Genomic DNA, 26,823 nt, shown 5'->3' with positions numbered 1-26,823 from the left:
TGGCGGTTCAACTCCCCGTAATCGATGGAGACTTATTTTTATGCCTGCACAGATTGGTGTCACAGGTCTGGCCGTCATGGGCGCAAACCTTGCCCGTAACTTCGCTCGCAACGGATACACCGTCGCCCTGCACAACCGCTCGGTCGGCAAGACCGACGCGCTGCTGGAAGCTCATGGCGATGAGGGCGATTTCATTCGCACCGAAAGCCTGGAAGAGCTGGTAGCAAACCTCGAAACCCCGCGCCGCGTGCTGATCATGGTCAAGGCCGGCGGTCCAGTGGACTCGGTCATCGACCAGCTGGTGCCGCTGCTCGAAGAGGGCGACGTGGTCATCGACGCCGGCAACTCGCACTACACCGACACCCGCCGCCGCGAAGCTGCCCTGGCTGAAAAGGGCCTGCACTTCGTGGGCATCGGCGTTTCCGGTGGCGAAGAGGGCGCACTGCTCGGCCCATCGATCATGCCCGGCGGTTCCGCTGAATCCTACAAGTCGCTGGGCCCGATGCTGGAAAAGATCTCCGCCAAGGCCGACGACGGCGCACCGTGCTGCGCTTGGATCTCCACCGACGGCGCCGGCCACTTCGTGAAGATGGTCCACAACGGCATCGAATATGCCGACATGCAGGTTATCGGCGAAGCCTACGATCTGATGCGCAGCGCCGCCGGCATCGAGCCAGCCAAGCAGTCGGAGATCTTCAACGAATGGAACCAGGGCGAACTGTCCAGCTTCCTGATCGAGATCACCGCTGAGGTGCTCGGCCACGTCGATGCTTCCACCGGCAAGCCGCTGGTCGACGTTATCCAGGACTCCGCAGGCCAGAAGGGCACCGGCCGTTGGACCGTGCAGTCCGGCCTGGATATGGGCTCGCCTGTTTCGGCCATCGCCGAATCGGTCTTCGCCCGCTCCCTTTCCTCGCAGCGTGATATCCGCGCCGTGGGCCAGAAGGTGCTGACCGGCGAAACTGCCGAGGTCACCTTGCCGGAGAACTTCGTCGAGGATGTGCGCCAGGCGCTGTTCGCTTCGAAGCTCGTCTCCTACGCGCAGGGCCTCGACATGCTCACTTCGGCTGCCGGCGAATACAACTGGGACCTGAAGCTCGACGAGATCGCTGGCCTGTGGCGTGAAGGCTGCATCATCCGTGCAGCCCTGCTCAAGGACATCACCGCTGCCTACTCGGCAGGCGAGAAGCCTTCGAACCTGCTGTTCGCTCCGGCATTCGCTGAAGCCATCAACAAGGCAGTTCCAGCATGGCGCCGCGTGGTTTCCGTTGCTGTCCAGCTGGGCATCCCTGCACCAGTGTTCTCCTCGTCGCTGGCTTACTACGATGGCCTGCGCCGCGACCGTCTGCCAGCAGCCCTGACCCAGGGCCTGCGCGACTACTTCGGTGCGCACACCTACCGTCGCACCGACAAGGAAGGCACCTTCCACACGCAGTGGAGCGGTGACCGTACCGAAATCGCTGCCGAGGACACCCACTAAGCGGAGCGATTTGACGCTAGCAGCTGCTGGCTGATCCGAAGCCCACCAGTTCAATTCGATTGAACTGGTGGGCTTCTGCCATTTGAGCCCTTCTGCGCGCTGTCCCGCTTCGCTGGAACTGGCAGCCGTGGGGCATGCTCAGCCGAATGCTGGGTGGGACAGAGGCAGGTCCCGGCCAGTGCCATGCGCTCATGGAGGAACTGATCCCAGAGGTGCGGAAAATCGGTGCGGCAGCCAAAGCCAGTTGGATTTTCTGTGGCAAGCGCGACGAATAAGGCCCCCTGCGTGCGAACTCATCTGCCAAGCATGCGCCGGTGATTGCAGAACGATCTGCCGCTGGCAGCAGTCGGCGGAGCCCCCGCGCATCGAGCCGGCAGCCCTCCGCGATGCATTCACTGAATGGATCCGTGGATCAGTGCCTGGCTAGAAGCAATCCGGACAACAGATGCCCCGGGGCTTGCGCCTTAATCCTGGAAAGGAGCCGGTACTAGTCTTCCAGCAAGTTCTCGGCGCATTGCAACAAGCGAACAGCTTCGCTGGGGGAGATGCGCACCAGTGCGAAGGCCGCTACCACCAGACCGGTAATGGTGTCGCTCAGCAGGGCATGGCGTTCGACTGAAAGATCCGGCCGAAGGGCATGCAAGCCACGGCCCATGGCTTCATCAAGTTCTTCCCGGTACGCGGCAATGATGGCGGCGATTTCGTTCTCTGCTGCAATCGGTGCGCTGGCGGTGTTGATCAGCAGGCACCCATGGGCTGCAGGCAGGGACTCCGGCTTCGCGAAAACGGCAGCAAGCCCACGCAGATAGTCTCCCAATGCCTGTGAAGGTACTGGGTCCTGGAGCAGCGGACGCAACCGCGGGCGGACAATTTCATTGAGGTAGCTGTCCACTGCGGCATCGAACAGGCCGCGCTTGGAGCCGAAGGAGTTGTAGATGCTTGAACGGCTCAGGCCGGTGGCATTTTCAAGTTCGGGAATGGACGTGGCCTCGAAGCCCTTGGACCAGAACACCGAGCGGGCGTTCTGGATAGCCGCTTCCTTGTCGAATGCAGATGTACGCGCCATCACACCCACCTCCTCTTTTCGTAACGACCATTCCAGTATATATTGAAATGGTCGTTACAGAATAGTTGCCTTCCCAACACCAAGGACAAGCCATGATCATCGCCGCGCAGATCTTCGCAACCGCCGCTGCCCTGCTCCACGTCTACATCTTCTCGATGGAGTCCATCACCTGGACCACTGGAAAAACCCGCGCCTTGTTCAAGACCAGCGAGGCTGAAGCAGAAGCAACGCGCGAAATGGCCTTCAATCAGGGGTTCTACAACCTCTTCCTGGCGGTTGCCGCACTTGCCGGGGTGATTGCCTTGGGCATGGGCCACTTGGCTGTGGGTGCCACGTTGGTCTTCGCCGGGGCCGGCTCCATGCTGGCCGCTGCGTTGGTGCTGGCACTGGGAAGCCCGGGCAAAGCCAAGCTGGCCGTCAAGCAAGGGATGTTCCCGCTGCTGTCAGTTGCGCTGCTGGTCCTCGGCCTGGCGCTGGGCAACTAGAACGACACCGAGAGTTTCCAATATCACCGAGAATTGAAAGAACTGGTAACCATGACTGAAGCAACCAGCACGCAGATCCTGCTCGCCTCCCGTCCGTCCGGTTGGCCAACGCAGGAGAACTTCACCGTCCAGACCGTTGAGCTGCCGGAGCTGAAGACCGGTGAAATCCGGGTGCGCAACGAGTTCATTTCCGTGGACCCGTACATGCGCGGACGCATGAATGACACCCGTTCCTACATCCCGCCATTCAAGATTGGCGAGCAGATCCTCGGCGGCGCCATTGGCCGTGTCATCGAGACCGCGGACGAAGCGTTCCCGGCAGGTACCCTGGTCCAGCATCAGCTGGGCTGGTCTGACACCGTGCAGGCCGACTCTGCCAATTTCAAGTCCGCACCTGATCTGCCCGGCGTTTCCTCGTCGCTGCGCCTGCACATCTTGGGAATGACCGGCTTGACCGCCTATGTAGGCCTGAGCGCAGTCGCCAATCTTGCCGAGGGCGAGACCGTCTTCGTCTCCGGCGCTGCAGGTGCCGTGGGCACGGCTGCCGGGCAGATCGCCAAGCTCATGGGTGCCAAGCGCGTCATCGGCTCGGCCGGCAGTACAGAGAAGGTTGAACTGCTGACCAGCAAGTACGGCTACGATGCCGCCTTCAACTACAAGGATGGCGATGTCCGCGGGCAGCTGGCCGCCGCAGCCCCGGAAGGCATCGATGTCTTCTTCGACAACGTGGGCGGAGACCACCTCGAAGCCGCCCTGGCAGCGTTCAACGATGGCGGTCGTGCTGCCCTGTGCGGCGCTATCGCCAGCTACAACACCACCGAGTCGACTCCGGGCCCGAAGAACATGGCCAACCTGATCACCCGCGGCCTGAAACTGCAGGGATTCACCCTCTCCAGCTACCTTGACCTCGCCCCCGAGTTCGGCGAGCGCATGGGCAAGTGGTTCTCCGAAGGCAAAATCGCCTACGACGAGACGATCGTGGATGGCATCGAGAATACCGTGGACGCCTTCCTTGGCATGATGCGCGGTGCGAACACCGGCAAGATGCTGGTGCGCATCTAGTTCTTCCAACCCGAGGATTGCTCCGGTCCGACCCCGATTCAGGGGCTAGGATCGGAGCATGAACGGTTATGGTGGTAGCTGGGGCGCGGGGCTGGGGATCCTGCTCTCGCTCGTCCCGCTTTCGACAGTACTCATCGCGGCCGTAGGCGTTGTTCTGGCCTTGCGGACACTGCGGCTGCGCTCGGAGCTGGATACCGCCGGGCAATGGTGGCTGCGTGTCCAATACGCCATCGACCGGTGCCTGTCCCAAGACATCACCGAGCGGAACGTCGGTACCTCGATGCTCGACCACCTGCAAGGCGTCGGCGAGCTGCCCGAAGGCTTGGAGGGGGCGCGGCGCAAATCCTGGCTTCGTGGCCATAGGGATAGCTGGGCGGTGCAGCCAGAGGATTTGGCCTTGATCCGTGATGTGCTCAAGGAGCTGGCCATGGACAAATCGCGCCAACTCAGCGCCACGGGAATCCGCGCGACCCCCGATCCTGGCCCCGAATACGGCACACTGATTCGCCAGGCTCAGCTGGTGCTGAAAATCGACGCGAAACTGGGTCGTGGGAGCGACCCGGACATCGTCGGGATTCTCTCCGCTTGCTAGCTACCGGATCATTCTTGCGTCGGTAATTTTCGGAGCAGCCGGGTCGTCCTCGCTCACGCCGTCGAAGGCGAATCCGTTGCGTTCGTAGAATCGGATGGCACGCGGATTCTGGGCCGCCACCCACAGCACGGCCGGCTCATCGCCAAGGACTGCATCCAGCAGCGCCTGCCCTGTTCCGTCGCCATGGAAGTCTTCCAGCACATACAGGTTGTACAGCTGGCGAGAGACGTTCTCCGGTATCCCGTCGGTATTCCCCATGGGTGATGCAGAGAACGCGAATCCGACAAGCTTCCCGTCCTCATTTTCCGCCACCGAAATCCTGAAGAGCGGATTCGGGTCCTCCAGAACCCTGTCCCACATGCGCAGCCGCTGCTCACTGTGGGCAGGGTCGAAGAAACCATCTGGCAGCAGCTGCGTGTAGGTTTCTTTCCAGCATTCGACATGCAGCCTGGCAAGCTCCTGCGCGTCGGCAGGCAGCGGTTTCCTGAGCTTCTGTGCCATTCCTATCCCTTGATGTAGTCGGACAGATGAACTGCGGTCAGCGTGCCCGAGGCGGCAAGGTCAGCCGGGGTCCCTTCGAAGACAATGCTTCCTCCCTCGTGCCCTGCCCCGGGACCCAAGTCAATGACCCAGTCGCAGTGGGCTACCACCGCCAGATGATGCTCGATGACCACGACGGTATTGCCTTCATCGACCATCTCATCGAGCAGGCGCAGCAGGTTCTGCACGTCAGCCATGTGCAATCCTGTGGTTGGCTCGTCCAGGATGTAGGTACCGGCGCCCTGGCCCAAATGGATAGCCAGCCTGATTCGCTGCCGTTCGCCGCCAGAAAGCGTGTTCAGCCGCTGTCCCAGTTTCAGGTATCCCAGACCCACCTGGTTCAGGCGTTCGAGCACGGCCTTCGCCTTGGGTACTTTGAGCTGCTCAAGCGCTTCTTCCATGCTCAAGTCCAGGACTTCGGCAATGTTCAACCCATCCAGGGTGTATTCCAGCACATCAGCGGTGAATCGCTTGCCGCCGCACTGCTCGCAAGGCAAGGCCACTCCGGCCATGGATGCCAAGTCCGTATAGGTGTATCCGACACCGCTGCACCCCGGGCATGCTCCGGCCGAATTGGCGCTGAACAGGGCAGGCTTCACGCCGTTGGCTTTAGCAAACGCCGCACGGATCGGATCCATGATCCCGGTATAGGTGGCCGGGTTCGAACGCCGGGAGCCTCGGATGGCGGTTTGGTCCACCACCGCCACGTCATCACGTTTGGCGATTGTCGAATGGATCAGCGTGGATTTGCCCGAACCGGCGACACCGGTGATTGCGCACATCACGCCGGTAGGGATATCCACGGAAACATTCTTCAGGTTGTGCAAGGAAGCGCCGCGCACTTGCATTGACCCCTGTGCCTCGCGCGGGTTCGCATTGAGCGCAGCACGCGTGGTGAAGTGCTTTCCGGTCAGCGTATCGCTGGACAGCAGGCCGTCCACTGGACCGCTGTAGCAAATGGTGCCGCCATGGGTACCAGCGCCCGGGCCCAAGTCGATCACGTGGTCTGCGATGCCGATGACCTCGGGTTTGTGCTCCACCACCAGCACGGTATTGCCCTTGTCCCGAAGGCCAGCCAGCAGCCCGTTCATCCGCTGGATGTCATGGGGATGCAAACCAACGGTGGGCTCGTCGAAGACATACGTGACATCACTGAGTGCTGATCCAAGATGCCGGATCATCTTCACGCGCTGGGCTTCGCCGCCCGAAAGGGTCCCCGCCGGACGGTCAAGGGACAGGTATCCCAACCCCAAATCCACCATGGATTTGAGCACTGCCTTCAAATTGGTGGTCAATGGCGCTGCATCCGGGATCTGGATCTTCTCGAGGATTTCGAGCAGTTCGGAAACCTGCAGTGCAGTCATGTCCGCGATTCCCAAGGAATTGATCTTCGAATCACGAGCGGCCTGGCCGAGCCGTGATCCGGCGCAGGCAGAGCACGGTGCGGTCGTGGAGATGCGTTCGATCCAGGCACGAATATGGGCTTGCTTGATCTCCCTGCCCGAATGGATGTAGTTGGACTTGATGCGCGTGACCAAACCGGAGTAGCTCATGTTGGCCCCATTGAGCTTGACCTTGCCTGCTTCTTCGTAGAGCAAGCGGTCAAGCATGGCACTGGGCATGACCCTGAGCTTCATGTCCAGATCTGCCTGCGTGCCGGCAGTCAGCGTCTGCCACAGCCATGAATCCGGGGCAAAGTTCGGCGCCTTGATGGCCCCCTCGTTCAGCGACTTGTCCCAATCCAGCAGCTCATCAAGGTCGATGCTCGCCTCGGTGCCGAAACCCTCGCAGACAGGGCACGCGCCCTGGCCGAGATTAAACGAGTACGCGCCAGCGCCGCCGGCGCTCGGAGTGGAATAACGCGAATACAGAACGCGCAAGAGCGAGTAGGCGTCGGTCGCCGTGCCCACGGTAGAACGCGAATTCGCGCCCATGCGTTCCTGGTCGACCACGATGGCCGTGGAGAGGTTTTCCAGCACTTCTACATCAGGCCGGGGCATCGAGGGCATGAAGCTCTGGATGAAGGTCGTATACGTTTCATTGATCAGGCGCTGGGACTCTGCAGCAATCGTGCCGAACACCAGGGAGGACTTGCCGGAACCGGAAACACCGGTAAACGCGGTAATGCGCCGTTTTGGAATATCGACGTCAACACCTCGCAAGTTGTTTTCCCGGGCTTGGCGTACTCGAATGGTGTCATGGCTATCGGCAGGGTGCTGGCTCATGCCCCAAGCCTACTCAGAAATGCTCCAACCGACACCTGCTGGAGGGCGGCGGACTTGCAAACGCTGCCGATTCCGGTGGAGTATCGAACCCACAAGGAATCAGCGACCCCCTGCGAGAGCGGAGAAATCCATGCCGGACGCACCTAGGAAACTACTCAAGCTCAGTTCGGTGGCGGCGCTGGCCGGGTGCCTTGCGCTCGCCGGTTGCGGCAGCACTGCAGGTGGCACCGCAAGCCAGGAGCCGTCAAGTCCTGAAGCCAGCCCAACGCAGTCCGCATCGCCAACGGCATCCTCTCCCGGGGATGCCGGGGAGTCGGAGCAATCTGGAACTGTCGGAGGCCAAGAGCTGGGCAAGCTCCCATCGAGCGCTACCGAGTATGCAGATGCCCTGGTCGTCGCTTGGGGCAATGGAAGTGAAGCGCAGATGCAACAGCTGGCCACCGATCAGGTGGTCGCCTTGCTCACCGGGCATTCGGCGGCGGGCGGACCGAACTGGTCGCAAACGGGCAGCGATGCCGGAGCCGGTTCGGTCTTCGTGAGTTATGAAAATGCCGATGACGGATCCGTGCTCAACCTCCGCGTGCAAAGCCAGGTGGTGGGCCAGGGCCAAGAACAAGGCGTGGTCGAAGCGAACTTCGAATAATCAATGAATCCAAGGTGGGGCGGGACTGCTTAATGGGGCAGATCCGCCCTGCTGCCGTTTAATCGACGAATATTCAGCTCCCGAACCCCCTCCGCACCAGGGATCGAACCTGATTGAGCGTGTTGCGATTTACGGTAGAGAATATTCGGCAGAAAGGCGTATTCTCGTAACACTCAATCCATTCACAGGATTTCGGTGTAACAAAAATTACGTCTATCATGATTGAGGCGTGCGCCACGACACACTTGTGGCCCGTCCAACAGTGCGCTCCGAGCCCGAACCGTTTAAAGGACATTCATGAAGCTGCTGAAATCTATCCCACTGCTTGGCTGGGTGGTCGTCGCCATTCTGCTGGGTATTCTGCTTGGCCCGGTCATGCCGGTCTGGTTGGGAAGCGTATTCCTGACCTACAACTCGATCTTCTCCGGATTCCTTGGCTTCGTCGTGCCTTTGATCATCTTCGGTTTGGTGGCACCCGCTATCGCTGAGCTCGGCAAAGGCGCCGGCAAGTGGTTGGGCATCACCGCAGCCATCGCCTACGCCTCCACCCTGTGCGCGGGCCTGCTCGCATACTTCGTGAGCCGTTGGCTATTCACCAAGTCGCTTTCCGGCGGTGGCGTCGAGGAAGTTGGCGGAGGCGAAGGATCCGGCTTTGAGCCGTACTTCTCCCTGGTCGGCAGCGCAGGCGAATCGGCAACAGAGATCGTGCTGGAACCGCTGATGGGCGTCATGACCGCGCTGGTCCTGGCATTCATGCTGGGCTTGGGCCTGACCGCCTTCCGTTCCACCGTCCTCTTCCGCGGGGCAGTGGAGTTCCGCAACATCATCGAGATGGTTATCCGCCGTGTGGTTGTTCCCGCATTGCCGCTGTTCATCTTCGGCATCTTCCTGGATCTGTCCGCTGCCGGTGACGCCGTCACCGTAGTGCAGAAGTTCCTCTTCGTTGCCGTGGTCTCCTTCGTGCTCACCCTGGTTGTCCTGCTGGTGCAGTACTCCATCGCTGGCGCGATGAACAAGCGCAACCCGCTGGCCGCCCTGTGGGGCATGCGCAATGCCTACTTCACCGCATTGGGTACCTCCTCCTCGGCCGCAACCATTCCAGTGACCTTGGAATCTGCGAAGAAGAACGGTGTTTCCGATGCGGTCGCCGGTTTCGTCATCCCGCTGTGCGCCACCATCCACCTGTCGGGCTCGATGGTCAAGATCACCTGCTTCTCCATCGCCGTGCTCCTGCTGACCGGTGGCGACGTTTCCTTCGGCGCCTACTTCCCGTTCATCCTGATGCTCGGCGTCATGATGGTTGCAGCTCCCGGCGTGCCTGGTGGCGCTATTGCGGCCGCTGCTGGCCTGCTCGCCCAGATGCTGGGCTTCGGCGAGGTCGAAGTCGGCCTGATGTTCGCAGCCTACATTGCCCTGGATAGCTTCGGCACCGCAACCAACGTGACCGGTGACGGCGCGCTGGCCATGATCATGCACAAGCTGACCCGTGGCAAGCTCGGCGCCCAGCCCCAGGATCCTGAGGACGAGGTCGTAGAGCTGGCCGATGGCACCGAAGCTGCGGACCACAAGCTGGCCTAAACGGCTTCCATCACTCGCATAGGCATCGATGCCCGGTACCAGACTCGCAGTGGTACCGGGCATCGATGTTTTGCTTTGCCCGCAAGGATCGGGGCGAAAGCGAAAACCCGCCCAGCAGGCGGACCGTGGCCGGTCCGTGTGCTGGGCGGGTTTGCTTTGCCGCAGTGGCAGCAGCGGTAGTACTAGATCCACATGGCCGGGTCGATGTACTCGGCCGGGTCTACAGCAGGCTTGCGTTCTTCAGGCCTGCGCGGACGGTTCTGTGCGGGGATTCCGGTGACAATCGAGCCTTCCGGAGCATCCTTGACGACCACGGCGTTCGCACCGATGGCGGAATCGGCGCCGATGACGATCGGGCCGAGCACCTTGGCTCCGGCACCGATGACCACGCGGTCACCGATGGTCGGGTGGCGCTTGACCTTGGCCAGTGAACGGCCGCCGAGGGTCACCCCGTGGTACAGCATGACGTCATCGCCGATTTCGGCAGTCTCGCCAATGACGATGCCCATGCCGTGGTCGATGAAGAAGCGGCGCCCAATGGTGGCGCCGGGATGGATCTCGATCCCGGTCAGGGCGCGGTTCGCCTGGGATAGCAAACGCGCTGGCCACTTCAACGAGGGGTTCTGCCACATCTTGTGGGCCAACCGGTGCAGCCAGATCGCGTGCAGTCCGGAATACACGAAGAAGTTTTCCGGATCGCTTCGCGCTGCCGGATCGTGCTGGCGTGCGTTGGCCAAATCCTCACGCAGGCGGGAGAAAAAACTCATGAATACTACCTTAGGGGTTGCGGTTCGCTCGGGGACAATCCGCAGATGTCACACAGCAAATCGGCGCGAGCTGCACCGATACAGGTCTCTCTATAGACCCAACAGTGGCTCGCGCCGATTTATTCTGCTTCTGCAAATTTACTTAGCCGCGGATGTCGTCGAAGAGCAGGGTGGAGATGTAGCGTTCACCGAAGTCAGGGATGATCGCAACGATCTGCTTGCCGGCGTTTTCTTCCCGCGCGGCGATCTGTACCGCACCCCAAACGGCTGCGCCAGCGGAGATGCCGCCGAGGATGCCTTCCTTGACGCCCAGCGCGCGAGCGGTCGATACCGAATCCTCGATGCTGGCATCCAGGACTTCGTCGTACAGCTCGGTGTCGAGCACCTCTGGGATGAAGTTCGCTCCCAGTCCCTGGATCTTGTGCGGGCCGGGCTTTCCGCCGTTGAGGATCGGGGAATCCTTGGGCTCAACGGCCACGATCTTCAGGTTTGGGTTCTTTTCCTTCAGGTAGCGGCCTGCACCGGTGATAGTGCCACCGGTACCGATGCCGGCAACCAGGACATCGATCTTGCCTTCGGTATCGGACCAAATCTCCGGACCGGTGGTCTCTGCGTGGACCTGCGGGTTCGCGGTGTTAGCGAACTGCTGCGCCCAGATAGCGTTCTCGGAAGTCGCAACAATCTCCTTGGCCTTTTCCACAGCCCCGCGCATGCCGTCGGCGCCCGGGGTCAGCACGATCTCGGCGCCGAAAGCGCGCAGCATCACACGGCGCTCGGTGGACATGGTTTCAGGCATGGTCAAGATGACCTTGTAGCCGCGGGCTGCACCGACCATCGCCAGTGCAATGCCGGTGTTGCCCGAAGTGCCCTCAACGATGGTGCCGCCTGGCTTCAATGCACCAGAGGCCTCGGCTGCATCAACGATGGCCACGCCGATGCGGTCCTTGACGGAGTTCGCCGGGTTGTAGAATTCCAGCTTCACAGCGATGTTCCCTGGCAGGCCCTCGCCGACGCGGTTCAGCTTCACCAGCGGGGTGTTGCCGACGACTTCGGTGACGTTGTTGTAGATCTTGCCCATCTTGTATGCAATCCTTACGTGACTCTATGCAGCCGCAGTTAGTTGCGGCGAAATAATTGCCGGAATCTGGCGTAACCGCCGGACACCTATGAGGTTCACAACTAACCCTAGTAGGCCAAAAGCGCGACTAGGCTTCGTTTAGCCATTGAGCGTAATATTTCCTGACTTTCGCGATCTTTGGGTCGATAATCACGCGGCAATAGCCGACTTCCTGGTTTTCGGAGTAATAATCCTGATGGATTTGCTCGGCAGGATAGAAATCTTTGGACTCTTCGAGCGTAGTGACGATCGGATTGGGGTATACGCGCGAGAACTTCTCGATGGCGTCCTGGAAGAGATCGCGCTGCTGGTCATCGAGCGGGAACATCGCCGAGCGGTACTGCGTGCCCACATCGTAGCCCTGGCGGTTCAGCGTCGTCGGGTCGTGCACGGTAAAGAACATGTCCAAGATGACTTCGGCCGGAACCACTTGCGGGTCAAAGATCACGGCGACACCTTCGGCATGGCCAGTGGTGCCGCTGCAGACTTCGCGGTAGGCCGGATCCTTGGTGTGGCCGCCGATATATCCGGAAATCACGGCGTGGACGCCACGGGTTCGCTGGTACACGGCATCCAAGCACCAGAAGCAACCGCCGGCTAGTACGAAGGTGCTCAACTTGGTGTCCTGGACTTCCAGGAACGGGCTGAATTGATGAGGGGACTGAAGGCTGGGAATACTCACACAGTTCACAACGTTGCGGCGTTGCATTCTGTTCCATCCCCATACCCACCGCGTAGGGTGGTGGGTATGCAGAGCAAGGCAGATAACTCGCAAGACCTGGGGAAGAGCAGCGATTCCCTGGATGCCTCGACGCTCAAGCCCGTTACCGGAGAAACGCCTGAGCAACCGGTGGAAGACACCTCGGTTCCGCAGACCACCTTGGGTAACGTCCTTGAAGCAGCTGAGGAACTTTGGCCAAAATCATTGGCCGAAGATTGGGATGCCGTTGGCTTGGTGACCGGACGTACCAGCCAGCAGATTTCCAAGATCGTGATGGCTGTTGATCCAACGCTGGAGGTGATCGAGGATGCAATCGAGCGTGGGGCCGATCTGCTGATCACTCACCACCCATTGCTCCTGCGCGGAGTCACCCAGGTTGCCGCCACCAATTTCAAGGGCGAAGCCATTCACCGCCTGATCGAATCCGGAACCGCATTGCTTACGGCGCACACCAATGCCGACAGCGCCATCGGGGGAGTCAACGACGCCCTCGCCGATGCCTTCGGGCTGAAGGACTGCGTGCCGTTGATCGAGTCCAAGGATGGACTGCCAGAAGAAGGCTTGGGGCGGGTGGGCTTCTTGGAGAAGCCGATGAAGCTCGAGGATTTCGCTGAACGCGTTTACACCGTGCTCCCAGCGGTGGCTGGCGGTGTTCGTGTCGCCGGAGACCGTACAGGCATCATCCGGAAGGTCGCCCTTTGCGGCGGTGCCGGCGATTCCCTGTTTGACGCGGTGCGCTCGCACCAGGCCGATGTCTACGTGACTGCTGATCTGCGTCACCACCCGGCAAGCGAAGCACGCGAAGCTGCCAACGGCGGGTTCCCTTACCTGATCGATGTCTCCCACTTCGCTTCGGAATGGGTCTGGCTGTCGGCTGGTGCCCGCGCCCTGGGCAATGTGCTCAACGATCTTGGCCACACCGTGGAGATCGAGGTTTCCCAAGTGAATTCCGATCCATGGGACTTCGTGCTGACTCCGTAGTCAGTGAGTTCCATGCTGCATCATCTGGAAATATGGGTTGAGGATTTGGCAGCCAGTACAGCTTCCCTGGGCTGGCTGCTCACTCGCCTTGGCTATGTGGTGGATTCCCAATGGGCTGATGGCATCAGCTATGCCCGCGATGGATTCTATATAGTCCTGGAATTCGGACCGGATGCCAAAAGGCAGCGGCATGACCGCCTGGCTCCCGGGCTGAACCATTTGGCTTTCCATGCTGGAACCAGGCAGGCGGTGGAAACGTTGGCTGCCCAGGCGCTGGATCACGGGTTCACCCTGATGTTCCCGGAGCTGCACCCGTACGCCGGGGGACCAAAGCACTACGCGGCGTATTTGGAAGATGCTGCCGGTTTCGAGATTGAGCTAGTAGCGGCCCTGACACAAGCTGAAGTGTGAACCAGCAACCGGTGCGATCCAGGAAATACCCAATCCCGGATCGCACCGGTTGCTTTCTTCAGGGTGCTGGCAGCAGCCGGATAGATCTGCCGCGGCCTCCTCGCGCACTTTTACGAGGTCCTAGCGCTCCGCCAGCTTCACCTCGGCCAGCGAATACTCGGCTTCAACTTCTCTGTGCCCGTTGCTGGCAGTTGCAAGCAACGAACCCTTGGTCAGTTTTCCTTCCGAGATTTCCAGGCTGGTTAGCAATCTGCTGATGGTTGCAGTCCTTGACTGCCCGGCCGCCAATTCGATGACGCTGAACCCCGGTCCTTCTAGATCGGTCAATCGCACGTTGCCTGTGTTGGTGACAGTCACCTCGAAGTTGACCCAAGCGCCGGCCCTCGAAGAGGAGTTCCCCGTACGGTCCGCTACTGCCGGCTCGGATACTTCAACGCTGAAGGCCGGTTGGCGATCCAGCAGATCTACTTCCTCGCCGGTAACGGTGTATTCATCCACAACGCTGGTGTATTCGCCGATGCGGCCTGAAGTCCAGCGGGTCTGAGGAACGAAATAACCGTCCGCTAGTTCCTGATCCGTCACCTCGTGGCGCGGGGTTGCGCAGGTGTAGGCCTTGTCAGCACCGAGGTTTGAGTAGCGGCAATTCCCTGCTGGACTGGATTCGCCTACCGGCTTGGCGGCAAACGGTGAGAAATTGCCTTCTGCGGGAACTACCCATTGATTGATATTGCCGATGTTGCTCACGCGGAAACTGTATGGCACCTTTTCACCCACCGCGTAGGGATCTGCTGCCAGGTCGCGGCTCGCATCGCCGCGCTGGCCGACTACCTCGATGCCGGTGACTTCTTGGCCGGCCACCTGAGCTGCGATGGTGGCCTGCGAAGTGCTTCCGGACGCACTCGTGAACTGCAGCTGCAATGATTGGGCGCCGAGAGCTGTCGCCGCAATGGTTATGGGCACGTTAACGGTGGTGCTCTGGCCCGGTGCAAGATCGGTGACCTGGGTAGCTGCCGCATTGAACAGGTTCGATGCACCGACGTCTATGGTTCCCGAAATGGTTTGGGCTTCCTGGTTGGTGATGGTGACCGGCACATCCACGGTCGTTCCAGCATCGGCTTTGAATGTGCTGGCTTGCATTGGGGCGCAAACGTAATTCAGCCACTCTTCATCAAAGGATGCGAATTGCATGCTGTCGGTATAGCCGGCCTCGTAGAACACACCGAACTTGCCCCCATCGAGCGCACCTGCCACCGAATAGGCAGACAACCCTCGGCGGATCGTGCGAAGCCCCGGCCAGGTCTTGCCGTCATCGCAGGAGATCCTCGCCGAGACGTTGGAGCGGGAGGCCTGCGAGTTGGCTCCGGTGTATAGCAGCTTCTTGGCCTGGCTGCTGTTGATTTCGGCATCGGGGAACATCTGCGTGATGTGGGCATTATTGGTGGGGTCAGGCAGGTTCCTGTCCTGAGTGACCGATGAATAGCTGTGGCCGCCATCGGACGAAATTGCGACCTTGCGGTAGCCGCCGCCGCTGTTATCGCGGGAGTTGAGCAGCAAGCGGCCATCAGAAAGCTCAACGACCTTGTTCTCGTCCATGGCTTTCCCGGTGAATTCGCCACGCTGCCAGGTAGCCCCGTGGTCATCCGAGTACACTGAATAGGCTTGGATAGCCCGCGATCCATCGGCTTGCATGACATCACCGGCATATTGCTGTACCAAGCGGCCGGCGTATTCACCGCGAGTGAGCTGGATTCCTTGGCCAGAGGTGGCAAAGGTGGTGCGGACCGCTCCGGGTACTGCGTGGTCGCCGGGCTTGACCACATCGGTGATCAACCGTGGCTTGCTCCAGGTAGCACCGTCATCAGTGGACTCGACCACCGCGGCGCTGATGACCTGGCGGTTCCCGTCATCGTGACCCCAGGTGCTGCCATGGAAACCTTGATCCTTTGAATAGACGAAGAAGGCGAATACCTTCCCCACCTCTTCATCCACCACGTAGCTTGGGTCGGAATAGCCGTATTTTCCTTCGTCAGCGGAGCCGGGGAAGCCGGCGGCGATGGTGGTCATCGCGCCCCATGTGGCACCGTTGTCGGTGCTCTTGCGTTGCACGATGCTGTTTGGATTCGGAGCGTCGGCGGCGCTGCCGGGGCGGGCATCCCAGGCAGCGATGATAACGCCATTGCCCAGATGGGCCATCGCCGGAATGCGGTAGAAGAAGTTCTGGGCAGTGCGGTCGGAACCCAGATTGATCTCGGAGAAGTTTCCGGGAGGTGCACCGGGATCAGCTTCGTCCAACGTGCTTGCCGCCAGCGCCCCGTGGGCGCTGATGACCGGGATGGCTAGGGAGATGGCGATGGCAGCCGCCAGGGTTTTTCCATGATGAAGCCTAGAGCGAATTCGCATGGGCCAGTTCCTCGCAGGTGAGTGGGATCCTGTAATCAGGAAGGACGTATGACGTAGGATGTCATACGTGAAGCCTAAGTGAACTGCATCACATTTGGAAGGGGTCTGCATGGAATAACGAAGCCCGGGGTGCTGCGAGGCCGGCGGTTGCAGTCAGGATTCTTCGCGTGGCAACGCCGGAGGGGTAGTGGACTGCAAATCCTGATTGGGCTATTTGGCGGTGGTGAACTGGTGGTCTTCCGGCAGCAGGATGTTCAGCGCCAAGCCCTTCTTGTCTTGGACGAGGGACGCTTCCCACTTGGTCTGGACCAGTTCGAGCAATTCTCCAGGGTTTTCCGGTGCGACCGGTTGCTGGACCAGGAAACCGGCGACCTCTCCGCGGGTGTGCTTGGCAAAGTGCGAGACCACCTTCGGGATCCCATTGCGCATCTGGAAGACGTTGACCGCAACGGTGTTGCCATTGGCCGGCTTGTAGGCGGCCGCATAGGTGCTCGACCGCGCGTCCACGATCAGCTGGTCGCCGGCCGCCGCATCCAGCACCGGAGCCAGGCGCTTCTTCCACCAGGTGGCCAGCTTGCCCAGCGGCTCGAGCTTGACCGACATGGATAAGCGGTAGGGCGGAATGCGATCGCCAAAACGCACGGCACCCCACAGGGCGGAGACCACGATGATGGATTCATCGGCGCGCCGCTGCGCTGCTTCATCCAGGCTTGCGTAGTCCAGGGCCTCGAAGAGCACCCCCGAGTAGATATCGTGCGCCTTGGCTGCGGGCTCGGTGTGCAGATTGATATTCCGCGCTACTTCCTTGGCCAGCGAGGCTCCGACTCCCAGCAGGTCCATGGCATCTTCGCGTGCTGAGACTTCAGCAAGGGCGTCAAGCACCAGGCGGCGTTCCCCCGAAAGCTCCGGAAAAGACAGGTCCTCGATTTCGAACGGAGAACCTTCGGCGTGGGCGGTCTTGCCTTCGGAAGGCGGCAACAGAATAAGCACGCGTTCCAGCTTATCGGAGTTCACCTGATCTTCTGCCCAGGGCATGTACCCGCAGAGCAGATCTGGCTAGGCTGAACCCACTACCCAGCAGCGCTTCACGCAGAGCAAGGACAGAGCATGCCCCAGCAGAACTCAAGAGCTAGCCAAACTGCCTCCGGGCAGCACTGCGACTTCGATGTGATCGTGATCGGCGCCGGGCCGGCCGGGGAGAACGCCGCCGACTATGCCACCCGGCAGGGCCTGAAGGCGGCCATCGTCGAATCCGAGCTGGTGGGCGGGGAATGCTCGTATTGGGCATGCATGCCTTCCAAGGCCCTGTTGCGCAGCGGCGATGCGCTGCGCGCGGCACGCCGGGTTCCCGGGGCCCGCGAAGCGGTGACTGGTGCGCTGGATCCCGAGGCGGTGCTCGCGCGGAGGGACGCCTTCACCAGCAACTGGGATGATGCCGGGCAGGAACGGTGGCTGCGCTCGGCGGGCATCGAGTTGATCCGCGGCCGGGCGCGGCTTTCCGGGCGCGGCCTGGTGCAGGTGACGGATCGCGAGTACTCGGCCCGGGCCGTAGTCCTGGCCACCGGATCCACTCCAGTTCTGCCTGGGATCGAGGGATTGGCTGAAGCCAGGCCGTGGGGCACCCGGGAGGCCACTGCGGCCAAGGCGATCCCGCCAAGGCTGGCCATCATCGGTGGCGGAGTTGCTGGGGTGGAGCTGGCATTCGCCTTCGCCTCCCTCGGATCCAAGGTCACCATCCTTGCCCGCGGGTCGCTGCTGGGCCGCGAAGAGCCGTTCGCCGGCGAGCTGGTGGCCCGGTCGCTGGCCGAGGCCGGGGTAGTGGTGCACCAGGACACCACTCCGTTGCAGGTCTACCGCGATGAGCACGGGATAGCCGGCCTCCAGCTGCCCGGAGGATCCCTCGTGGAAGCCGAGGAAGTGCTCGTCTCCACCGGGCGGCGGCCGGACATCGGGAACCTGGGACTCGAAGCACTCGGGGTGGACCCGTCCCGGCGGTTGCAGGTCGATGACACGATGCTCGTGGCGGGCACCGACTGGCTCTACGCCGTGGGAGATGCCAGCGGGCGCAGCCCGCTGACCCACCAGGGCAAGTACCAGGCCCGGGCCGCGGGCGAGGCCATTGCTGCGAGGATCAATGGAACCGGGGTTCTCGATGCGCCCTGGGGCAGGCATGCGGCCACGGCGGACCACCATGCGGTGCCGCGCGTGGTCTTCAGCGATCCGCAGATCGCCGCGGTCGGACTCACCGAACGCCAGGCCCGCGACGCCGGTCTGCAGATTTCGGTTATCGAGCACGATCTGGGTGCGGTGGCCGGGGCGAGCCTGCACGCCGACGGGTATTCCGGGCGGGCCAAGCTGGTGATAGACCAGGCGCGTTCGGTGATCGTCGGCGCCACTTTCGCTGGCCAGGATGCCGCGGAACTGCTGCATGCGGCCACCATTGCGATCGTCGGCGAGGTCAGCCTGGACCGGCTGTGGCATGCGGTCCCCGCCTATCCGACGATCAGCGAAATCTGGTTGCGGTTGCTTGAGGCGCAGCGGTTCGGGTGAACCCGGCTGTGACCGAATCAGCGTTCGGAAGTGGTCTGCGGCCCGCGCCCAACGCATTAGACTGGTAGTGAATGGGATGGCCAGACGGTCGCGTGGCAAGCAATTGCCCCGAGGAACGTCCGGGCTCCGCAGAACAGGGTGGTGGGTAACGCCCACTCGGGGTAACCCGCAGGCTAGTGCCACAGAAAATAGACCGCCAGGTTTTCCTGGTAAGGGTGAAACGGTGGTGTAAGAGACCACCAGCACCCCAAGCGATTGGGGTGGCTAGGTAAACCCCACTCGGAGCAAGGTCAGACAGACTGCGTCATGAGGGCTGTTCGCCCCATGCAGTCGGGTGGACCGCTAGAGGCTGCCGGCAACGGCAGTCGTAGATAGATGACCGTCCCGCTTCGGCGCGACAAAACCCGGCGTATCGGCCATCCCATTCACACTCTTCCTTCCTGCGATTGCGCCGGCATCAGCCTTTAGTGCGCTGGTGAGATGATTCACAGTCCCCGATCCTCAGTTTTTCTGCGCACGGTCTAGAATGGATCATGTACTTACGAGGATGATCCTGTTACCTCGTGCCACCGCAAAAGCAATGGTGCTTCCCACGGTGCCAACCGACTTTATGGATCTGCGAGTCGGCTGAATTGGAAGGATTTTCTGTGACCCAGCAGTCTGTCGTTGCCCAGCAAGAATGGAGCGGGCGCGAAGAGCTCGCCGAGGCCATGATCCCACTGATCGGACGTCTGTACCGCAAGAACAATGTGGTGACCTCCGTCTACGGCCGCAAGCTGATCAACCAGTCCGCCATCGACATCATCAAGGCCCACCGCGTAGTGCGCCGCATCGATGGCGAAGAGCTCGACCTGAACGACACCAAGGCCATCCTGGATGCCATCGAGGCCCTGAACGTCGGTTCGGTAGCAGTTGACCTCGGCCGCGTGAACAAGAAGTTCAAGGAATCCGGTTCCGCTGATTTGAACGCTTTCCTGGCTGATGAATTGGGCGAGAAGGTTGGCCAGGCCGGCGCAACCGACGCTGAACCCCAGGACGTTGTCCTCTACGGCTTCGGCCGCATCGGACGCCTGCTGGCCCGCATCCTGATCGAGCGTGGCGGCTACGGCCTGCGCCTGCGCGCCATCGTGGTCCGCAAGGGCTCGGATGACGACATCGTCAAGCGCGCTTCGCTGCTGCGCCGCGACTCGGTGCACGGCCGCTTCGAAGGCTCGATCACGGTCGACGAGGAAAACAGCACGATCCTCGCCAACGGCACCCTGATCAAGGTCATCTACTCGAATGATCCGACCACCGTCGACTACACCGAGCACGGCATCGACAACGCCATCGTGGTGGACAACACCGGCCGCTGGCGCGATGAGGCCGGACTGTCCCAGCACCTGGCCGCCAAGGGCGTTTCCCGCGTGCTGCTGACCGCACCGGGCAAGGGCGATCTGAAGAACATCGTCCACGGCATCAACGATTCGTGGATCACCGCAGAAGACAAGATCGTCACCGCTGCCTCGTGCACCACCAACGCCATCACCCCAGTGCTCAAGGCCCTGAACGACAAGTTCGGTGTCACCCACGGGCACGTCGAGACCGTTCACTCGTTCACCAACGACCAGAACCTGATCGACAACTTCCACAAGGGCGAGCGCCGCGGCCGTTCGGCAGCGCTGAACATGGTGATCACCGAAACCGGTGCCGCCAAGGCAGTGGCCAAGGCCCTGCCGGAGTTCGAAGGCAAGCTGACCGGCAACGCGATCCGTGTACCGACCCCGGATGTCTCCATGGCGATCTTGAACTTGAACCTGGAGAACGGGACCACCAAGGAAGAGCTCAATGCCTACCTGCGTGAAACCTCGCTGACCTCCAGCTTGCACAAGCAGATCGACTACATCGATTCGCCTGAGGTTGTCTCCACCGACTTCGTCGGCTCGCGCCGCGCCGGCATCGTTGACGGCCTGGCCACTATCGTGTCCGGCAAGAACGCTGTCGTCTACGTTTGGTACGACAACGAGTTCGGCTACTCCTGCCAGGTTGTGCGCGTCATCGAATCGATGGCCGGCACCCACCCGGCTGCAGTGCCTGCAGTGAAGGCTGAAGCCGTCACCGCCTAGGACCTCGCTGCTTGCAGCTGAAGGGACCATCCCAACGCATTGCGCGCTGGGATGGTCCCTTTTGCTATTCCATCCGGGCGGCACGAAGCCCTCCAAAGGACCTTCCGGGTCCAGGGGGCCAACGAGAACCAGTACCTGGCCAGCACCTCTCCAGCAAAGTCCAGGCAGGTCTCGACCTTTGCGCGCATCCGGGCTTGGAGGTCCGCTTTAGCCTGCGCCGCCCTGCATCAACGGGGGCTGCAGGTGCGCCTCTTCGCGGGCATCTCTGGACCCCCGCACTGCTAGGCTTTAGGCCATCAAGCATTGGATCGAGGTTGGTTAATGGACAGTACCCGGACGCTGGCGGCGCGCATGGCGAGCCAGCTGCTACTGGAGCCGGCAGAATCCGTACTGCAGGCCGCAGAACACATGCTCGCGTTCCAGTCCCAGGACTTCGCTGCAGGACGCTACGCGCTGGCTCAGCGCTCCGCAGCGCAAGAATCCCGCCAGCAAGTCGATGCGCTCTTCAGCGAAGGCCGGCTCGTGCGGTCATGGACCATGCGGGGCACGCTGCATATCTGCTTGGCCGAAGATGCGCGCTGGATGACTCGCGCAACACGTGAACGCACCTTGCGCTCTTCGGCCACACGGATGCGGGGACTGCAGATCGGCACCCAGGACATTGACCAGGCAGCTGGCATCATCAGCGCGCATCTGCAGGAGCACGGGCAAGCCAGCCGCTCCGCGCTCTTCAAGGCACTGAACCAGAATGGAATGGAGACCGGCCAGCAGCGAGGACTGGTTATCCTGCAGGTCCTCGTCCTGGACGGGTTGATCTGCCAAGGGCCCATTCCACAAGACGCGAAACTCATCGCGCAGGACTTCGTGCTCGTGGATGAATGGATTGCAAGTCACCGGGAACCAGGAGATCCGTTGGCGCAACTCTTGCGCCGGTACCTGCACTCGCATGGGCCAGCTACCCTTCGCGACGCAGCCTGGTACACGGGACAGACGCTGACCACCATGAGAATCGCCGCAGAAGCACTCGGCGGCTTGCTGTCCAGCGCAGGAAGCGATGAGCGCGGGGAGGGCTACTGGGTCATCGCCGGCAGCCGCGCCCACCGGGAGCTTGAAGCGATGGAGCCCACCGGGCTGCCACTGCGCCTGCTTGGTCCCTTTGACGAGTACTACCTGGGCTACGCGAATCGCACGCTGGTAGCCGACGAGCAGATGGCTGCGCAGATCCTGCCCGGCAAGAACGGCATGTTCCTGCCCTTCTGGCTAGAACAAGGCAGGGCTTCGAAGCTCTGGAACGCAGAAACAGCGCCCACCGGCAAAATCGGTGCGGCGCTGCATCAGCGGTATCTGGACTTCAAGACTGCCCGGTAGGCGGCGGGAGGCCTAGTGCCCGAATGGATCCTCATCGGTACCCGGCAACCAGGTGTTGCCAGGCACGCCCCAACCCAGAGCCTTCTTGGCCTTCTTCCACTTCTTCTCCCAGCGTGGCTGCAACTTGTCCACGTAGAGGTAGCCGTCAAGGTGGTCGTACTCGTGCTGCATGATGCGCGCGAACCAGCCGTGCGCTTCGAAAGAGATCGGATTGCCGAACTCGTCGAAACCCTCCACCTTCGCATAGTCGGCACGCTGCAGCGGGTAGTTCAACCCGGGCACGGACAAGCAGCCCTCGGAGTCGTCATCAGCATCTGCGGGAGCCTGCGACACCTTTGAAAGCGTCAGCTTGGGGTTGATCACTACGCCCCGCTCGGGAGCATCGTCCTGGTCCGCGAAGACGTAGGTGAACATGCGCAGGCCCAAACCGATCTGCGGAGCCGCCAGGCCCACGCCATGCGCTTCATCCATGGTGAGGTGCATATCGGCAACGAGCTCGCGCAAGGCGCCATCAAACTCGGTGACCTCCACCGCACGCTTGTGAAGTACAGGTTCTCCGTAAACAGTGATCTGCCGAATAGGCACGTGATCGGTTCCTTTCAAAAGTGCTTAGAGTGCTCGTCCAATAGTTTCACGCATGATCTCGCTTGTGCCACCAAAGATGGTCAGCAAGCGGGAGGCAGTGAAGGACTGGGCAATCGGGTACTCCATGATGTAGCCATAGCCGCCATGCAGCTGCAATGCCTGATCGGAAAGCTTTTTAGCGCTCTCACTAGCCCAAAGCTTGACCTCGGCAGCCTCGGAAGGATCCAGCTCGCCGTCGTTGAATGCCAGGACGGCCCGGTCCACGAAGCTCTGGGTGACATGCGCCTCAGTCTTCAGGTTAGCCAGTTCGAAACGGGTGTTCTGGTACTCGGTCAGCGCCTGGCCAAAGGTCGAGCGGTTCTTCGCATGCTCCAGCGCCTGCTCGAAGGACGCGGTGCAGATCGCCGAGGCAGCCACGGCAATAGCCAGACGGGCCTGGGGAAGCTGCGCCTTGACATAGGACAGGCCCTGTCCAGCCTCGCCAACAAGATCCGCAGACGAGACGCGGACATCGTCGAAGAACAGCTCAGCGGTATCAGAAGCCCGCAGCCCAATCTTGTCGAAGGGGCTGCCGTTGGTGTACCCCTCGGAACGCTCGACCATGAACAGCGAGAATGACTGCTCGCCCGCACGTCCGCTCTCGCCATCGGTGCGCGCAAGCACCAGAGCGGCATCGCCAAACGCAGCATTGCCGATGAAAGTCTTCTGGCCGCTAATCAGCCAGTCATCCCCATCGCGGACCGCCTTGGTGCGCACCGCGCGCAGGTCAGATCCAGCGCCAGGCTCGGTAAACGCGCAGGAGGTAATGGTGGAGCCATCGACCATGCGTGGAAGCCACTTGGCCTTGAGCTCGGCAGAGCCGTAGGAGAGCAGGTACGGCAGCACCAGGTCGTCGTGCAGGTGGAAGGCCAAGGCTACGGACAGATGCCCCGAACGCACGAGCTGCTCATCAAGCACTACACGGAAGCGGTAATCATCGATGCCCATGCCACCGAACTGCTCAGGCACTGCAAGACCCAGCAGGCCGTTTTCACCGGCAGACTGCCACACCTCGCGGGGGATCTGATGATCCTTTTCCCACTGAGCGTATTTACCGGAAATCTCCCGGGCGTTGAATTCCGTAGCCAGTTCACGGAACTGCTCGTGGTCCTCTTCAAAGAGCGCGCGTTTCACAGGGGGAGTACCTTTCGGTGGATGGAACGAAGGCATAAAGCTCACTGGCTTGCCGAAGTACATCATCCATTATGGTCGCTCAGGCCAATGCGTGCCTATTCGCCAGGGCAAACAACGATTCAAGTCACTAGATAACGCAAAAAGTCTCGAAAAACACGGGGGTAGACCCCAAAACACAACGCATTCGAACATAGTTTCGAATCCGTGTTCCTAGCCACCGAAATATGACTTAACACCGCATCCGGGCAGCACTGCGCTCGCCGGCAGGTTCGAACTGCCTGTTCAATCGGTCCTGTCGGCGACGAATCTGCAACCGGCATCCGTGCGTGATGGCGTTGGCTTCACCGGAGACAGTGATACTTCGAATAGGGGCCTAGGGGAGGCAAGTGGCTCGTTATGCAGGGGCGGGCAGTGCCAATAATGCAACCCTGGACTGTCCCGCGGGTTGCGGATCACTCCACGCGAAATCGACCCGGTTGCCGCTTGATGGAATCTGTTTGTTTCGAGACTGCTGGCAGGGTTGCGTGCGATCGCGTCGAGGCGCCCGACCTGTGCCATGGAAGCGATCTTTTCGGCGTCGGCAGGGTGCCTGGGCATCTGGTGGTTCCATGCGGTGGCCATTGCCGGCGGTGAAGGCGGGTTGGCGGCTAGCGGCGCGATGCTGAACGCCGTGTCGGATTCGCTGGCGGGGACTGGTGGCGAGTGCCTCTGGATTCCAGATGTTCGGTCTGGAATCAACGAGGCCCGGTGCCTTGCTGATTGCGCTTCAAGGCGTCGGAAACGAGAAAAGACCTGGTTCGGAATTTCCATTCCGAACCAGGTCTTTCGATCTGGGGTGAGTAACGGGGTTTGAACCCGCGACCTTCTGGACCACAACCAGACGCTCTACCGACTGAGCTATACCCACCATGTCTACTTCGTTACTAGTCAGAAGCTGTAGTGCTCATGATCTCGTACCGGGCAACGAGAAATACTATACACGTATCCAGGCCGGAAATACCAATTCGCATGGAGCCATTTCCGGGATTGTGACGGGATGCTCATTATTCATGGCTGTGGGGCTGTTGCTCGCCGCTGAACTGCCTCATGAGATGGATCCCCGTGCCGTGATCACGCCTTTGCCAGCAGTACTTGCGGGAAATGCTTTGCTGCAGGTGCAGGGCCCGACGATGCTAGGCATCGACGGTGGAAGCCGATATAGTTCGAGCCACCGTGAAGAATTGATGATGGGGGGAATTCTTGGGCATTGACGATCTTCTGGAAGCCTTGAATGCTGGCCAGAGAATTACCGCCGGTTCGCCGCTGCATGCGCTCATGCATAGCACAAGCCAGGACGCGCTGCGCATTTGCGCGGAGCTGAACGACGGCTACCGCAGCCCAGGGCAAGTGCGGGATTTGCTGCGGCAGCTGACCGGAACGAACGTTGACGACTCGGTGGTGCTAGTCCCGCCGTTCAACTCGGAGTTTGGCCGCAATATCGAACTGGGGAAAAACGTCTTCATCAATGCTGGCTGCAAATTCCAGGACCAAGGCGGCATCAGTATCGGGGATGAGTGCTTGATTGGGCACAACGTCGTTGTGGCAACACTTAATCACGATCTTGAACCTGCTCGGCGGGCGGATATGATTCCGGCTCCAGTGATCATTGGGCGCAACGTCTGGATTGGCGCGAACGCGACCATACTTTCCGGTGTCACGATCGGCGAGAACGCAGTTGTCGCTGCCGCCGCGGTCGTAACGAAAGACGTACCTGCCGGCGCTGTTGTGGTTGGCTCGCCAGCCAGGGTGGTGCGCACGGTCTAATTCTGCGGCTCGTCAGCTGAGCGGCGGCGTTGCCAGGCGTGCGGGTAAAGCAAAAGACTCGATCCGGAACTTTCGTTCTGGATCGAGTCTTTGTCTCTGGGGTGAGTAACGGGGTTTGAACCCGCGACCTTCTGGACCACAACCAGACGCTCTACCGACTGAGCTATACCCACCATGTTTGCTTCGTTACTAGTCAGAACGCTTTTGCGAACCAATTCCGTATCTGGCAACGAGAAATACTATACACACAATTCCGCGCTTGATGCCAATCGGAAGGCCCCTGGGGCACTGTGCAGTGCATCACCAATGCGCCGGGGCCTTCGTTTAGCGGTTAGCCGGCGCTTTCGGTGATCCCGGCGGCGATCTTCCTGGCCTCAACGGAGGTTGGTCCCGGCGCCGGCACCATGATGGCGTCGCGGTAGTAGCGAAGCTCGTTGATCGAATCCTGGATGTCGCCCAGTGCGCGATGGTTGCCGGTCTTGGCTGGAGCGCCGTAGTGCGCCTTCGGGAACCAGCGGCGGCTCAGCTCCTTCAAGGTCGACACGTCGATAATGCGGTAGTGCAGGTGCTCAATGACCTCGGGCATATCGCGTGCCAAGAAGTTCTTGTCGGTGCCCACCGAGTTGCCGCCCAGCAACGCCTTGTTCGGCTCCGGAACGTGCTTCTTGATGTAGTCGACCACCAGGCGCTGGGCTTCCTCCATGGAAATGCCGTTCTCCAGCTCGGGCAGCAGGCCGCTAACCACATGCATATTGCGAACGAAATCATCCATCTGCGCCAGAGCTGCCGGCTCGGGCTTGATGACTACCTGGATGCCCTCGTCGACGATCTCCAGATCGGAGTCGGTAATGAGCACTGCTACTTCGATCAATGCGTCGTTAACCAGATCCAAGCCGGTCATTTCGCAATCGATCCATACAATTTTTTCTGAGTTACTAGCCACGTAACCAATCTACACTTCAAGCAGCGCTGTGGGGGAGCGCACCCTCGTCGCACGGCGGAAGGACAGTGTTTCAACCGGCCTGGACGCGTGCTCGATGCTAAAATCGTCTGAGATTTCCGGCTGTTGAATTGCCTGCTTGCAAGGGCGCGGCACATGCGACGCTGGCTTAATTACTCTCGAACTCATGTCCGTTACAGCCCGAGGTGTCAGTGTGTCAGCCAGCAAGCC

General features: G+C 60.9%; 23 protein-coding genes, 2 tRNA genes and 1 other RNA gene. 13 read left to right on the top strand and 13 right to left on the bottom strand.

The genetic code is table 11. The features are described 5' to 3' along the window. The first annotated feature begins 40 nt into the window (after window positions 1-40). Window positions 41-1,480 carry an NADP-dependent phosphogluconate dehydrogenase gene (gndA, locus tag ACIOTN_RS05445; RefSeq protein ID WP_105657765.1) on the top strand — a complete coding sequence of 480 codons (1,440 nt, stop codon included), beginning with the start codon at window positions 41-43 and terminating at the stop codon, window positions 1,478-1,480. A gap of 487 nt (window positions 1,481-1,967) precedes the next feature. On the opposite strand, the gene ACIOTN_RS05440 is transcribed toward gndA, so the two are convergent. After that, window positions 1,968-2,546, bottom strand: a complete 579-nt coding sequence (locus ACIOTN_RS05440) for a TetR/AcrR family transcriptional regulator (RefSeq protein ID WP_402472986.1) — start codon at window positions 2,544-2,546, stop codon at window positions 1,968-1,970. 92 nt (window positions 2,547-2,638) lie between these two features. Between ACIOTN_RS05440 and ACIOTN_RS05435 the strand changes: the two genes are divergently transcribed. From ACIOTN_RS05435 to ACIOTN_RS05425, 3 genes are read left to right on the top strand one after another with little or no spacing between them, the layout of a single operon-like run. Further along, window positions 2,639-3,031 carry a DUF1304 domain-containing protein gene (locus tag ACIOTN_RS05435; protein ID WP_402472989.1) on the top strand — a complete coding sequence of 131 codons (393 nt, stop codon included), beginning with the start codon at window positions 2,639-2,641 and terminating at the stop codon, window positions 3,029-3,031. Between the two features lie 51 nt (window positions 3,032-3,082). Further along, window positions 3,083-4,093, top strand: coding sequence for an NADP-dependent oxidoreductase (locus ACIOTN_RS05430; protein WP_332731585.1), 1,011 nt, complete (start codon window positions 3,083-3,085; stop codon window positions 4,091-4,093). Between the two features lie 58 nt (window positions 4,094-4,151). After that, complete coding sequence (locus tag ACIOTN_RS05425) at window positions 4,152-4,685, top strand: hypothetical protein (protein ID WP_402734871.1); 534 nt, start codon at window positions 4,152-4,154, stop codon at window positions 4,683-4,685. Here the strand turns inward: ACIOTN_RS05425 and ACIOTN_RS05420 are convergent, their stop codons facing one another. Together ACIOTN_RS05420 and ACIOTN_RS05415 are read right to left on the bottom strand one after the other, a co-directional pair. Further along, window positions 4,686-5,186 (bottom strand): GNAT family N-acetyltransferase, encoded by a 501-nt coding sequence (locus ACIOTN_RS05420; RefSeq protein WP_402734870.1) that lies wholly within the window; start codon window positions 5,184-5,186, stop codon window positions 4,686-4,688. It abuts the gene before it with no gap. A gap of 2 nt (window positions 5,187-5,188) precedes the next feature. Next, the gene (locus tag ACIOTN_RS05415; RefSeq protein ID WP_402734869.1) at window positions 5,189-7,450 is read right to left on the bottom strand and encodes an ATP-binding cassette domain-containing protein; all 2,262 of its coding nucleotides are present in this window, start codon (window positions 7,448-7,450) and stop codon (window positions 5,189-5,191) included. Between the two features lie 130 nt (window positions 7,451-7,580). Here ACIOTN_RS05415 and ACIOTN_RS05410 point away from each other — a divergent pair, with 130 nt between their 5' ends. Then, window positions 7,581-8,093, top strand: a complete 513-nt coding sequence (locus ACIOTN_RS05410) for a hypothetical protein (protein WP_402734868.1) — start codon at window positions 7,581-7,583, stop codon at window positions 8,091-8,093. A gap of 297 nt (window positions 8,094-8,390) precedes the next feature. Then, window positions 8,391-9,671 (top strand): dicarboxylate/amino acid:cation symporter, encoded by a 1,281-nt coding sequence (locus ACIOTN_RS05405; RefSeq protein WP_105661226.1) that lies wholly within the window; start codon window positions 8,391-8,393, stop codon window positions 9,669-9,671. Between the two features lie 182 nt (window positions 9,672-9,853). Here the strand turns inward: ACIOTN_RS05405 and epsC are convergent, their stop codons facing one another. From epsC to msrA, 3 genes are all read right to left on the bottom strand, one after another. Next, window positions 9,854-10,438, bottom strand: coding sequence for a serine O-acetyltransferase EpsC (gene epsC, locus ACIOTN_RS05400; protein WP_105657773.1), 585 nt, complete (start codon window positions 10,436-10,438; stop codon window positions 9,854-9,856). Window positions 10,439-10,580: 142 nt separating this feature from the next. Then, entirely contained in the window at window positions 10,581-11,516 is a 936-nt protein-coding gene (gene cysK, locus ACIOTN_RS05395; RefSeq protein WP_105661227.1) for a cysteine synthase A, read from the bottom strand. Window positions 11,517-11,643: 127 nt separating this feature from the next. Next, complete coding sequence (msrA, locus tag ACIOTN_RS05390) at window positions 11,644-12,171, bottom strand: peptide-methionine (S)-S-oxide reductase MsrA (RefSeq protein WP_105657859.1); 528 nt, start codon at window positions 12,169-12,171, stop codon at window positions 11,644-11,646. A 132-nt stretch (window positions 12,172-12,303) separates the two neighbouring features. On the opposite strand from msrA, the gene ACIOTN_RS05385 reads away from it, so the two are divergent. Both ACIOTN_RS05385 and ACIOTN_RS05380 read left to right on the top strand, forming a co-directional pair. After that, a complete protein-coding gene (locus ACIOTN_RS05385) occupies window positions 12,304-13,257 on the top strand; it encodes a Nif3-like dinuclear metal center hexameric protein (protein ID WP_105657775.1) in 954 nt (317 codons plus the stop codon). 12 nt (window positions 13,258-13,269) lie between these two features. Then, window positions 13,270-13,668, top strand: a complete 399-nt coding sequence (locus tag ACIOTN_RS05380; protein WP_402734867.1) for a VOC family protein — start codon at window positions 13,270-13,272, stop codon at window positions 13,666-13,668. A gap of 120 nt (window positions 13,669-13,788) precedes the next feature. On the opposite strand, the gene ACIOTN_RS05375 is transcribed toward ACIOTN_RS05380, so the two are convergent. Both ACIOTN_RS05375 and ACIOTN_RS05370 read right to left on the bottom strand, forming a co-directional pair. Next, window positions 13,789-16,068 (bottom strand): exo-alpha-sialidase, encoded by a 2,280-nt coding sequence (locus ACIOTN_RS05375; RefSeq protein ID WP_402734866.1) that lies wholly within the window; start codon window positions 16,066-16,068, stop codon window positions 13,789-13,791. A gap of 210 nt (window positions 16,069-16,278) precedes the next feature. After that, a complete protein-coding gene (locus ACIOTN_RS05370) occupies window positions 16,279-17,058 on the bottom strand; it encodes a YaaA family protein (protein ID WP_105661558.1) in 780 nt (259 codons plus the stop codon). Between the two features lie 117 nt (window positions 17,059-17,175). Between ACIOTN_RS05370 and ACIOTN_RS05365 the strand changes: the two genes are divergently transcribed. The 4 genes from ACIOTN_RS05365 to ACIOTN_RS05350 all read left to right on the top strand — a co-directional run bounded on the left by ACIOTN_RS05365 (window position 17,176) and on the right by ACIOTN_RS05350 (window position 22,091). Further along, a complete protein-coding gene (locus tag ACIOTN_RS05365; protein WP_402734865.1) occupies window positions 17,176-18,618 on the top strand; it encodes a dihydrolipoyl dehydrogenase family protein in 1,443 nt (480 codons plus the stop codon). Between the two features lie 72 nt (window positions 18,619-18,690). Further along, an RNA gene (gene rnpB, locus ACIOTN_RS05360) (RNase P RNA component class A) lies at window positions 18,691-19,046 on the top strand. Window positions 19,047-19,265: 219 nt separating this feature from the next. Next, on the top strand, window positions 19,266-20,723 hold the full coding sequence (locus ACIOTN_RS05355) for a glyceraldehyde-3-phosphate dehydrogenase (RefSeq protein ID WP_105657779.1): 1,458 nt from the start codon (window positions 19,266-19,268) through the stop codon (window positions 20,721-20,723). Window positions 20,724-21,044: 321 nt separating this feature from the next. Continuing rightward, on the top strand, window positions 21,045-22,091 hold the full coding sequence (locus tag ACIOTN_RS05350) for a winged helix DNA-binding domain-containing protein (protein WP_402734864.1): 1,047 nt from the start codon (window positions 21,045-21,047) through the stop codon (window positions 22,089-22,091). Between the two features lie 12 nt (window positions 22,092-22,103). On the opposite strand, the gene def is transcribed toward ACIOTN_RS05350, so the two are convergent. From def to ACIOTN_RS05335, 3 genes are all read right to left on the bottom strand, one after another. After that, entirely contained in the window at window positions 22,104-22,676 is a 573-nt protein-coding gene (def, locus tag ACIOTN_RS05345) for a peptide deformylase (RefSeq protein ID WP_105657783.1), read from the bottom strand. A 24-nt stretch (window positions 22,677-22,700) separates the two neighbouring features. Continuing rightward, the gene (locus ACIOTN_RS05340; RefSeq protein ID WP_181148860.1) at window positions 22,701-23,849 is read right to left on the bottom strand and encodes an acyl-CoA dehydrogenase family protein; all 1,149 of its coding nucleotides are present in this window, start codon (window positions 23,847-23,849) and stop codon (window positions 22,701-22,703) included. A gap of 831 nt (window positions 23,850-24,680) precedes the next feature. Further along, a tRNA-His gene (locus tag ACIOTN_RS05335) sits at window positions 24,681-24,756 on the bottom strand. Window positions 24,757-25,088: 332 nt separating this feature from the next. Between ACIOTN_RS05335 and ACIOTN_RS05330 the strand changes: the two genes are divergently transcribed. After that, entirely contained in the window at window positions 25,089-25,652 is a 564-nt protein-coding gene (locus ACIOTN_RS05330) for a DapH/DapD/GlmU-related protein (protein WP_402734863.1), read from the top strand. Window positions 25,653-25,749: 97 nt separating this feature from the next. Here the strand turns inward: ACIOTN_RS05330 and ACIOTN_RS05325 are convergent. Next, window positions 25,750-25,825: transfer RNA gene (locus tag ACIOTN_RS05325), tRNA-His, on the bottom strand. Between the two features lie 158 nt (window positions 25,826-25,983). Continuing rightward, on the bottom strand, window positions 25,984-26,595 hold the full coding sequence (gene orn, locus ACIOTN_RS05320; protein ID WP_105657785.1) for an oligoribonuclease: 612 nt from the start codon (window positions 26,593-26,595) through the stop codon (window positions 25,984-25,986). Window positions 26,596-26,823: the final 228 nt, after the last annotated feature.

Origin of the sequence: Glutamicibacter sp. NPDC087661, from assembly GCF_044743275.1 — a bacterium.
Taxonomy (GTDB): Bacteria; Actinomycetota; Actinomycetes; order Actinomycetales; family Micrococcaceae; genus Glutamicibacter.
Note: the sequence above shows the minus strand (reverse complement) of the source record. Positions and strands in the feature narration are given on the sequence as shown.

Bases quoted from the DNA above. Each gene is read 5' to 3' on its own strand.
- ACIOTN_RS05350 (WP_402734864.1), top strand. From the start codon at position 21,045: ATGGACAGTACCCGGACGCTGGCGGCGCGCATGGCGAGCCAGCTGCTA.
- ACIOTN_RS05365 (WP_402734865.1), top strand. From the start codon at position 17,176: ATGCCCCAGCAGAACTCAAGAGCTAGCCAAACTGCCTCCGGGCAGCAC.
- ACIOTN_RS05380 (WP_402734867.1), top strand. From the start codon at position 13,270: ATGCTGCATCATCTGGAAATATGGGTTGAGGATTTGGCAGCCAGTACA.
- ACIOTN_RS05405 (WP_105661226.1), top strand. From the start codon at position 8,391: ATGAAGCTGCTGAAATCTATCCCACTGCTTGGCTGGGTGGTCGTCGCC.
- ACIOTN_RS05435 (WP_402472989.1), top strand. From the start codon at position 2,639: ATGATCATCGCCGCGCAGATCTTCGCAACCGCCGCTGCCCTGCTCCAC.
- ACIOTN_RS05420 (WP_402734870.1), bottom strand. From the start codon at position 5,186: ATGGCACAGAAGCTCAGGAAACCGCTGCCTGCCGACGCGCAGGAGCTT.
- gndA (WP_105657765.1), top strand. From the start codon at position 41: ATGCCTGCACAGATTGGTGTCACAGGTCTGGCCGTCATGGGCGCAAAC.
- ACIOTN_RS05415 (WP_402734869.1), bottom strand. From the start codon at position 7,450: ATGAGCCAGCACCCTGCCGATAGCCATGACACCATTCGAGTACGCCAA.
- ACIOTN_RS05410 (WP_402734868.1), top strand. From the start codon at position 7,581: ATGCCGGACGCACCTAGGAAACTACTCAAGCTCAGTTCGGTGGCGGCG.
- ACIOTN_RS05425 (WP_402734871.1), top strand. From the start codon at position 4,152: ATGAACGGTTATGGTGGTAGCTGGGGCGCGGGGCTGGGGATCCTGCTC.
- cysK (WP_105661227.1), bottom strand. From the start codon at position 11,516: ATGGGCAAGATCTACAACAACGTCACCGAAGTCGTCGGCAACACCCCG.
- ACIOTN_RS05385 (WP_105657775.1), top strand. From the start codon at position 12,304: ATGCAGAGCAAGGCAGATAACTCGCAAGACCTGGGGAAGAGCAGCGAT.
- ACIOTN_RS05440 (WP_402472986.1), bottom strand. From the start codon at position 2,546: ATGGCGCGTACATCTGCATTCGACAAGGAAGCGGCTATCCAGAACGCC.
- epsC (WP_105657773.1), bottom strand. From the start codon at position 10,438: ATGAGTTTTTTCTCCCGCCTGCGTGAGGATTTGGCCAACGCACGCCAG.
- ACIOTN_RS05375 (WP_402734866.1), bottom strand. From the start codon at position 16,068: ATGCGAATTCGCTCTAGGCTTCATCATGGAAAAACCCTGGCGGCTGCC.
- ACIOTN_RS05430 (WP_332731585.1), top strand. From the start codon at position 3,083: ATGACTGAAGCAACCAGCACGCAGATCCTGCTCGCCTCCCGTCCGTCC.